The sequence below is a fragment of the Burkholderia sp. Ac-20345 genome, from assembly GCF_017104825.1.
GTDB lineage: Bacteria > Pseudomonadota > Gammaproteobacteria > Burkholderiales > Burkholderiaceae > Burkholderia > Burkholderia lata_B.
On sequence record NZ_JAAGPO010000313.1, the window covers coordinates 1 to 7,786 of the forward strand.

Genomic DNA, 7,786 nt, shown 5'->3' on the forward strand with positions numbered 1-7,786 from the left:
TACCGGCACCGGCCACGCCGCCGGCCGGCATCGATGCACAAAAGCTGCAGACCGCGCTCGACCGCGCGTTCGACGAGCCCGATCCGGCACGGCCGCGGCGCACGCGCGCGGTCGTCGTGATGTGGCGCGGCCAGGTGATCGCCGAACGCTATGCGCCCGGCTTCACGGCCGACACGCCGCTGCCCGGCTGGTCGATGACGAAGACCGTGACGGCCGCGCTGGTCGGCAGGCTCGTCGCTCAGCGCAAGCTGTCGCCCGATGCGTCGGCGCTGCTGCCCGAATGGCGAGACAGCGGCGATCCGCGCGCGGCCATCACGCTCGACGAGCTGCTGCGGATGACGAGCGGCCTGCAATTCAACGAGGACTACGACGACCCGCTGTCCGACGTCGCGTTGATGCTGTACGCGCAGCCCGATACCGCGCGGTTTGCGTCGGCAAAGCCGCTCGCCGCGACACCCGGCACGCGGTGGTCCTACTCGAGCGGCACGAGCGCGATCGTCGCGCGCGTGATGCGCGAAGCGCTGGGCGGCAGCGACGGCGACTACCTCGCGCTTCCGCGCCGTGCGCTGTTCGCGCCGCTCGGGATGCGCAGCGCGGTGTTCGAGCCCGATGCGGCCGGCACGCTCGTCAGCGCGTCGTACATGTATGCGAGCGCGCGCGACTGGGCGCGCTTCGGGCAGCTGCTGCTGCAGGACGGCGTGTGGGACGGGCAGCGGCTGCTGCCGGAAGGCTGGGTGCGCTACCTGACGCGCGCGACGCCGCAGTCGGAGCGGCAGGAGTACGGCGCGCAGCTGTGGGTCAAGGTGCCGGAGCCGTTCAACGATCGCGATCCGCATGCGGCCGCGATGCCGGCTGACGCGTTTCATGCGGTTGGCCATGAAGGCCAGTTCGTGAGCGTGGTGCCGAGCCGTCAACTGGTGGTCGTGCGGCTCGGGCTGTCGCGGCCGGAATCCGCGTGGAACCACGAGGCGTTTCTCGCGCGCGTGCTCGACGCGGTGCCGGCGCCCGGCGCGTGACAACAGGCCCGCGGGCCCGTGCATACCGGTCATGACGCGAGCGCGGCGGCGCTTGCCACACCGCCTCGCCGCGTACTACCTGCAACACATCACGGGTTCGCGCTGCCCGCGTACTTCTGGAAGCCTTCGCGCGTCGCGAGACGTTCGATATAGCGCGACACCGCCGGGAAATCCGGATGCTCGAACGGCGTGCCGAACCAGCGGTTCACCGACAGGCCGATCGGAATGTCCGCGAGCGTGAAGCCGTTGCCGGCCACGTACGCGCCGGTCGCTTCGAGCCGCGCGTTCAGCACCTGCATGTGCTTCGTCCAGCCCGCGATCGACTGCGCAATGCCGGCTGGATCCTGGTGATCGGGCGATTTCCGCACGAGGCCGAGGAACGCGCCGACCCACGAGCGGTTCAGGTCCGCGCCCTGCCAGTCGATCCATTGATCGACCCGCGCGCGCGCCTGCGGCTCGGCCGGATACAGCGCGTCGCCGCCATAGCGGTTCGCGAGGTAGCGGATGATCGTGTTCGATTCCCAGAGTACGAAATCGTCGTCCTTGATGACGGGCACGAGACCGTTCGGATTCAGCGCGAGATAGCCCGGATCGTTGGTCGTGCGGAAGCCCGCGCCCCAGTCTTCCTGTTCGAACGGCAGGTTCAGCTCGGTGCACAGCCACAGCACCTTGCGAACGTTGATGGACGGGATCTTGCCGAGGATGTGCAGCATGCAGTCTCCTTGTGAGGTCGGATGCGGAGCGCCCGGGACGCACGACACGTCCCGAACGCGGTCACGTCGAATTTATCAGGTTTGCTCCGAGAACCCTCGTCCTTTCCCCAAGGGGACTTCCTTCAGGGCGCGGTGCGGGGAATGAAAGGAGCGCGGCCGAACTGCCGCTTCTCCCAACGCTTGAGGCAAACGCAAACCTATGACATGTTCAAGGCATGGACATCAAGCGCGCCTACCGATTCCGGTTCTACCCGACACCCGAGCAAAAAGCGATTCTTGCCCGGACATTTGGGTGCGCGCGTTTTATGTATAACCACATGCTGAGCATGCGCACCGATGCATGGCAGCAGCGTCAGGTGCGTGTCGGGTATCACGAGACTTCCGCCGCGCTCACCGCGCTGAAGAAAACCCCTGAGCATTCGTGGCTGAACGAAGTGAGTTCGGTTCCGCTCCAGCAGGCGCTGCGCCATTTGCAGACAGCATTCGCGAACTTCTTCGCCAAGCGGGCGAAGTATCCTAGCTTCCGACGCAAGGACGGCGCGCAGTCGGCCACGTACACGGCAAGCGCCTTCAGGTGGGACGGCACTTCGCTGAAGCTGGCGAAGATGGATACGCCGCTCGCGATCCGCTGGTCGCGTACGATTCCCAAAGGCACGACAGTGACGACCGTCACAGTGTCGAAGGACGCTGTCGGCCGATACCACGTTTCAATGCTTTGCAACGACGTGGTTTCCGCAAAATCGGAATCGACAAACAAGGTCGGCATCGACTTCGGGTTGACAGATTTTGTCGTTCTTTCGACTGGCGAGAAGATCGTTGCACCGAACGAGTTTCGCAAGACCGAAGCAAAGCTCGCCAAGTTGCAACGGAGGTTGGCGAAGAAACAAATAGGTTCCGCCAATCGCAGGAAGGCCAGGCTCAAAGTCGCTCGCATGCATGCTCGGATAGCGGACCGCCGCAGGGATTTCCTGCACAAGCTTTCGACCCGGCTGATCAACGAAAACCAAGTGATCGCCATCGAAAGCCTTTCCGTCAGCCACATGCTGAAGAATCGAAGACTCGCGAAATCGATCAGCGATGCAGGCTGGTCGGAATTCGTGCGGCAACTGACGTACAAAGCCAAATGGTACGGCCGCACACTGATCGGCATCGATCGCTGGCATCCGTCCAGCAAGCGATGTTCCGGCTGCGGGCATATCGTAGCCAAGCTGCCGTTGAAAATGCGCGCGTGGGTTTGTCCAGAATGCGGGACGCCCCACAACCGCGACATCAACGCAGCGCGTAACGTTTTGGCCGCCGGACTGGCGGCGTCAGCCCATGGAGAAAGCGTAAGTCCCATGTCTCTTTGAGGCGATGTCGGGTTGCATTCAGTGAAGTGGGAATCTCCTTCTCTCAGGGAGGAGAGCAGTCAAACACGACCACGTGGCAAACGACAGGCCGTACGCGGAAAATCCGCGTGCGGCCGATTCGTCAGGTCACGCAGCGCATGCTCGGCCGTCGGAAACCGGAACATGAATCCGTCCTGATGCAGCCGCGCCGGCATCACCCGCTGGCCGTCCAGCAGCAGCTCGGCCATCTCGCCCATCGCGATGCGCAGCGGCGCGGCGGGCACGTGCAGCCAGGCCGGACGATGCAGCACCTTCGACACGACCTGCACGAACTCGCGCTGGGTCAGCGGCGCGGGCGCGACCGCGTTGTAGACGCCGTGCATGCCCGGGTTCGCCATCGCACGCGCGATGATCCGCAGCACGTCGTCCCGGTGGATCCAGCTCATCACCTGCGTGCCGTCGCCGAAGCGCCCGCCCATCCCGAAGTAATGCGGCAGCAGCATCGGGCGCAGCGCGCCGCCGGGGCCGAACACGACGCCCAGCCGCAGCACGACCGAGCGCACGCCGTGGCGCTGCGCCTGCGCGGACTGCTCCCACTGCCGGCACAGCTCGGACATGAAGCCGGTGCCGGCGCTGCTGCCCTCGTCGAGCCGCTCGTCGGCAGGGCGCACGCCGTAGTAACCGATCGCCGATGCCTGGATCCACGTGCGCGGCTTGACCTCGGCAGTCTCGACCCAGCGCATCAGCGATTCCGTGACGCCGACGCGGCTCGCGAGCAGCACCGCCTGCCGGCGCTTGCTCCAGCGTGCGCCCAGCACCGGCGCCCCCGCGAGATTGATGACCGTGTCGAAACGTTCGTGCGGCTGCAACTGTTCGACGGCCGTCACGCTACGCACGCGGCCATGAAACTGATACGCCGCGCGCAGCGGATCGCGCGCCAGCAACGTGACCGCATGCCCCGCTTCGAGCAGCTGGTTCACGAGGGTTTCGCCGATGAAGCCGGTCCCGCCGGTCACGAGCACGTTCCCCGGCGGCTGCCCCGCGAACGGATTGGCGACCGGCGCGCGGTGCGCGATCCGGCAGGCCGCGATCCCGTCGCGGATTCCCGATACCGTCACGCCGACGGCAAAGAGGCTCAGCAACCAGCCGCGCCAGCCGAGATCGAGCGCCTGCAGCGCGGTCGGCTCGTGTGCCCACGCGGCCAGCTGCATCGCGATCATCCCGAACAGCGCGCCGCCGTTGACGGCCAGCAGCGTGTGCAGCACACGCTCGGTCGCCGGCAATTTGCGGCTCTGGTCCTCGACGACGAAATCCCACAGCGTCAGCACCACCTCGACGACCACCACCGCCGCGAGGGCCGCGACCCACGCGCCATGAAACGCGACGTTCGCGATCGACGCGAACACGAGGCCGTAGAGCACGGAACGCACCGCGTGAATCGCCAGCTCGAGCCGCGCCCCCGGGCTGTGCGGCAGATCCTGCGTGAGTTCATGGTGATAGAGCGTATCGAATGCGCCCATCGCGCCCTGCACGATCAGCAGGTTGAGCGCCCAGTTGTACGCAGGCAAGGTGTTCATACGGTATCTCTCCTCCACAGCCAGACGAGCGGCGGCACCATCGCGACGAGTGCCGCCGCGTCGATCGCCACGTGGCCCGATACATGGGCCTGCAATGAAAACAGCATGTCCTGCGGCGCCCAGATCAACAGGCCGGCCAGCAGCCAGCCCCACACTTCGCGCCGGCGCAGCCGGTTGCCGAGGTGGACGAGCGCCAGCATCCAGACCGATGCGCATTGCACCGTCGCGCCGATCAGCGACATCCACCAGATCTGCTGCGCACGCGCCGGATCGGGCGCCGCTCCCGCCCAGAAATGCAGCTCGATGACGCGGTGATACGTGTCGAGCCATCGCGTGCCGGCTACCCACGGAACGGCCATGCCGACGAGCAGGTGTGCGATCGCCGCGCCGTACATCCAGGTCACCACGATGCTGCGTGCAGCGTCACCCGCCGGACGATCCGCCTTGGGTTCGGCGGCTCGGCCGCGACCGCTACTGCACGCCGCTCCGTCGCACTGCGCGTCGGCGCCGTAGCCGAGCCAGCGCGATACCGCATGCCGGTTGCGCGCGAAGCCGCGATACAGCGGCGCCAACGCACCGCGCACGACCGGCACGCGAAGCAGCCGGACGAGCCAGCGGTGCCCGGTCAGCGCATGGGCGGCCAGGAGGCTGTCCACGCCGGTCAGCATGCGTCCGTCGGGCAGGCGCGCATGCAGCTCGCGATTCAGCGCGGGCAGGCCGACGCCCAGCGGCGCGGGATCGAAACCCGGCGCGGCGATATCGACGAAAGCCAGCCGCCGTCGCGCATCGCGGGCCCCGAGACGCTTGATCTCCGCCACGCATAACGGACATCGTCCGTCGAAGTACAGCACCAGTTCACTTGAGTCCATGATTCGCATTCCTTCTTTTTGTCTGTCGCATGCCTCATGAATCGATCGACTGCTTTCCGCCATGCCGCACCGCCGCTCCTGTGCGGCGGACGACGCGCTTACATCGGCTTGAGCACCATCAGGAAGTAGACGGTCAGCATCGCGAAGAACGCCGGATAGCCAAGCAGCTCCCAGCGCTTCGCATAGCGCCAGTACCGTTCCGGCAGCCCGGCAGCGCCGTTCGCGTGTGCGAGCTTCGCCATCGATGCGAGCTCGATCTGCAGCCACACGACCGGCAGCCAGCACGCGCCGGCGATCGCATACAGCACGATCGACGCAATGAGCCACGGCGTATGCCACGGCCAGCCGGCCGTGTGCGCGAGCCAGAGCCCCGATGCCGGCTGGAAGATCACGGCCGGCGTCGTGAACCACCAGTCCGCGCGCACCACGAGGCGCGACACGGCCGCGATCGCGGGCACCGAGCGCGTGCGGTTCGCGAAGAACAGGTAGAACGCAGTGCCGAACCCCGTGCCGACCATCAGCACCGACGACAGGATGTGAAGCGCCTTGATGACGAGATAGGTATTCATCCGTTTTTGCTCGGAGAAACCACGCCATTTCCCGCGAGGGGACTTCCTTCGGGGCGCATGGCGGGGAGGAAGGGAGTGCCGTTGACAGGCAGCTTCTTCCGCAGGTTAGGATGACCGGCATGATTCGTGTCTACCGCTACCGGGTGAAGTCGCTCAACGGACTGCTTAACAAACAAAGCCGTGCGGTGAACTTCGTCTGGAACTTTTGCAACGACACGCAAAAGCACGCGCTCAAGTGGCACAAGAGGTGGCCGACGGGTTTTGATCTGAACGTGCTGACCACCGGCAGCAGCAAGGAACTCGGCATCCACTCGGGCACGATCAACGCAACGTGCGAGCAGTACGCGACGTCGCGTAGTCAGCATCGTCGGCGTTACTTGCGCTATCGCGGCAGGAAATCGCTTGGTTGGGTGCCGCTGAAGGGCCGCGACCTGAAGCGCGAAGGCGAAGCGTTCCGCTTTGCCGGCAACACCTTCCGTGTGTTCAACAGTCGACCGCTTCCCGAAGGCAAGATCAAGGACGGCACCAACTTTGCGCAGGATGCGCGTGGCAACTGGTTTCTCAACATCGTGATCGAGATGCCCGATGTTCAGGCGCGCCCGATCCGTTCTGGTGTCGGCATCGATCTTGGCCTGAAAGACTTCGCCACACTTTCGACTGGCGAGAAGCTGCCTAACGATCAGTTCGGCCGACGCACGGCCGAGAAGCTCGCGAAAGCGCAACGGGCGCGAAAGCACAAACGGCATATCGCGAAGCTGCACGCCAAGGTGGCCAATGCCCGTGCCGATTTCCAGCACAAGGTCGCGCTCGATCTGGTGCGGCGCTTCGATTACATCGCGGTCGGCAACGTGTCGGCCGCGAAACTCGGCAGAACCAGGATGGCGAAGAGCGTCTACGATGCAGCCTGGTCGTCCTTCCGGGACAAACTCCGTTACAAGGCGATCGCGCACGGAGTCACGTTCGAGGAAGTCGACGAAAGCGGTTCTACCCAGTCCTGTTCGTCGTGCGGTTCGAGAGACAGCACGACGCGGCCGAAAGGTATCGCGGGGCTGCGAATAAGGGAGTGGACCTGCAGTGAGTGCGGTGTCTTGCATGATCGAGATACCAACGCTGCGTTGAACATTCTCCGATGCGGACGTGCATCGCCAGGTGTGGGAATCCCAGGCCTTTAGGCATGGGAGGACGTCAAGCTTGTTCTTCTGAAAAAAGGATCAACAGGATCGCGAGAATCGGCACGTTCTTGAGCACCGGGCCGAACGGTTCAGCGAGCAGGCCCGGCATCGTGACCGCGATGACGGCCGAATACGCGACGATCAATGCGGCTTGAGCGACCCACAGGCGGCGTGACGGCGCGGCGACGGTCGCGATGCCGAACGCGAAGTCCAGCGCGCTGGCCGCATAGAGCGCGATCAGCGCAGGCAGCCCCGTCAGGTGCGCAGGCGCGAGCAGTGCAAGGCTCGCGTGCAGCGGATGAACGAACGCGCTGACGATCGCCGTCCAGATCCACACGATCGCAAGCGCGCCGCGCAGCAGCGGACGACGCCACATCGCGAGCGCATCGCGACGCAGCGCGGCGGCCTCCGCGCCGATGAAGCGGTCGATCCCGCGCGGCGGGCGGCCGAGCATCGCCGTGACGGCGGCCGGATCGCCGGTGTTCCCGCCGCGCAGCATCGTCCACGTGTCGCGCGTGAAGATCGCGCCCGGCAGGATCGGA

The 7,786-nt window shown here is 65.6% G+C and carries 8 protein-coding genes; 3 read left to right on the forward strand and 5 right to left on the reverse strand.

Annotation, left to right across the window (positions count from 1 at the left end):
- The coding region (locus tag G3O06_RS45280; RefSeq protein ID WP_205819965.1) for a serine hydrolase at nt 1–1,016 on the forward strand (1,016 nt) is incomplete at its 5' end.
- Between the two features lie 89 nt (nt 1,017–1,105).
- Here G3O06_RS45280 and G3O06_RS45285 read toward each other — a convergent pair.
- Nucleotides 1,106–1,729 (reverse strand): glutathione S-transferase, encoded by a 624-nt coding sequence (locus tag G3O06_RS45285; RefSeq protein ID WP_174971299.1) that lies wholly within the window; start codon nt 1,727–1,729, stop codon nt 1,106–1,108.
- A gap of 215 nt (nt 1,730–1,944) precedes the next feature.
- On the opposite strand from G3O06_RS45285, the gene G3O06_RS45290 reads away from it, so the two are divergent.
- Nucleotides 1,945–3,078, forward strand: a complete 1,134-nt coding sequence (locus G3O06_RS45290) for an RNA-guided endonuclease TnpB family protein (protein ID WP_205819966.1) — start codon at nt 1,945–1,947, stop codon at nt 3,076–3,078.
- 59 nt (nt 3,079–3,137) lie between these two features.
- Here G3O06_RS45290 and G3O06_RS45295 read toward each other — a convergent pair whose 3' ends face one another.
- The 3 genes from G3O06_RS45295 to G3O06_RS45305 all read right to left on the reverse strand — a co-directional run bounded on the left by G3O06_RS45295 (nt 3,138) and on the right by G3O06_RS45305 (nt 6,072).
- On the reverse strand, nt 3,138–4,634 hold the full coding sequence (locus G3O06_RS45295; protein WP_205819967.1) for a TIGR01777 family oxidoreductase: 1,497 nt from the start codon (nt 4,632–4,634) through the stop codon (nt 3,138–3,140).
- Nucleotides 4,631–5,503 carry a DUF393 domain-containing protein gene (locus G3O06_RS45300; protein ID WP_205819968.1) on the reverse strand — a complete coding sequence of 291 codons (873 nt, stop codon included), beginning with the start codon at nt 5,501–5,503 and terminating at the stop codon, nt 4,631–4,633. Before G3O06_RS45300 ends, G3O06_RS45295 begins: the two co-directional genes overlap by 4 nt.
- Nucleotides 5,504–5,601: 98 nt before the next feature.
- Nucleotides 5,602–6,072 (reverse strand): DUF2269 domain-containing protein, encoded by a 471-nt coding sequence (locus tag G3O06_RS45305; protein ID WP_174918004.1) that lies wholly within the window; start codon nt 6,070–6,072, stop codon nt 5,602–5,604.
- 119 nt (nt 6,073–6,191) lie between these two features.
- Here G3O06_RS45305 and G3O06_RS45310 point away from each other — a divergent pair, with 119 nt between their 5' ends.
- A complete protein-coding gene (locus tag G3O06_RS45310; protein WP_205819970.1) occupies nt 6,192–7,244 on the forward strand; it encodes an RNA-guided endonuclease TnpB family protein in 1,053 nt (350 codons plus the stop codon).
- 13 nt (nt 7,245–7,257) lie between these two features.
- Here the strand turns inward: G3O06_RS45310 and G3O06_RS45315 are convergent.
- A partial coding sequence (locus G3O06_RS45315) for a DoxX-like family protein (RefSeq protein WP_205819969.1) occupies nt 7,258–7,786 on the reverse strand: 529 nt, incomplete at its 5' end.

Coding starts and splice junctions, on each gene's coding strand:
- G3O06_RS45305 (WP_174918004.1), bottom strand. CDS start 6,072: ATGAATACCTATCTCGTCATCAAGGCGCTTCACATCCTGTCGTCGGTG.
- G3O06_RS45285 (WP_174971299.1), bottom strand. CDS start 1,729: ATGCTGCACATCCTCGGCAAGATCCCGTCCATCAACGTTCGCAAGGTG.
- G3O06_RS45290 (WP_205819966.1), top strand. CDS start 1,945: ATGGACATCAAGCGCGCCTACCGATTCCGGTTCTACCCGACACCCGAG.
- G3O06_RS45310 (WP_205819970.1), top strand. CDS start 6,192: ATGATTCGTGTCTACCGCTACCGGGTGAAGTCGCTCAACGGACTGCTT.
- G3O06_RS45300 (WP_205819968.1), bottom strand. CDS start 5,503: ATGGACTCAAGTGAACTGGTGCTGTACTTCGACGGACGATGTCCGTTA.
- G3O06_RS45295 (WP_205819967.1), bottom strand. CDS start 4,634: ATGAACACCTTGCCTGCGTACAACTGGGCGCTCAACCTGCTGATCGTG.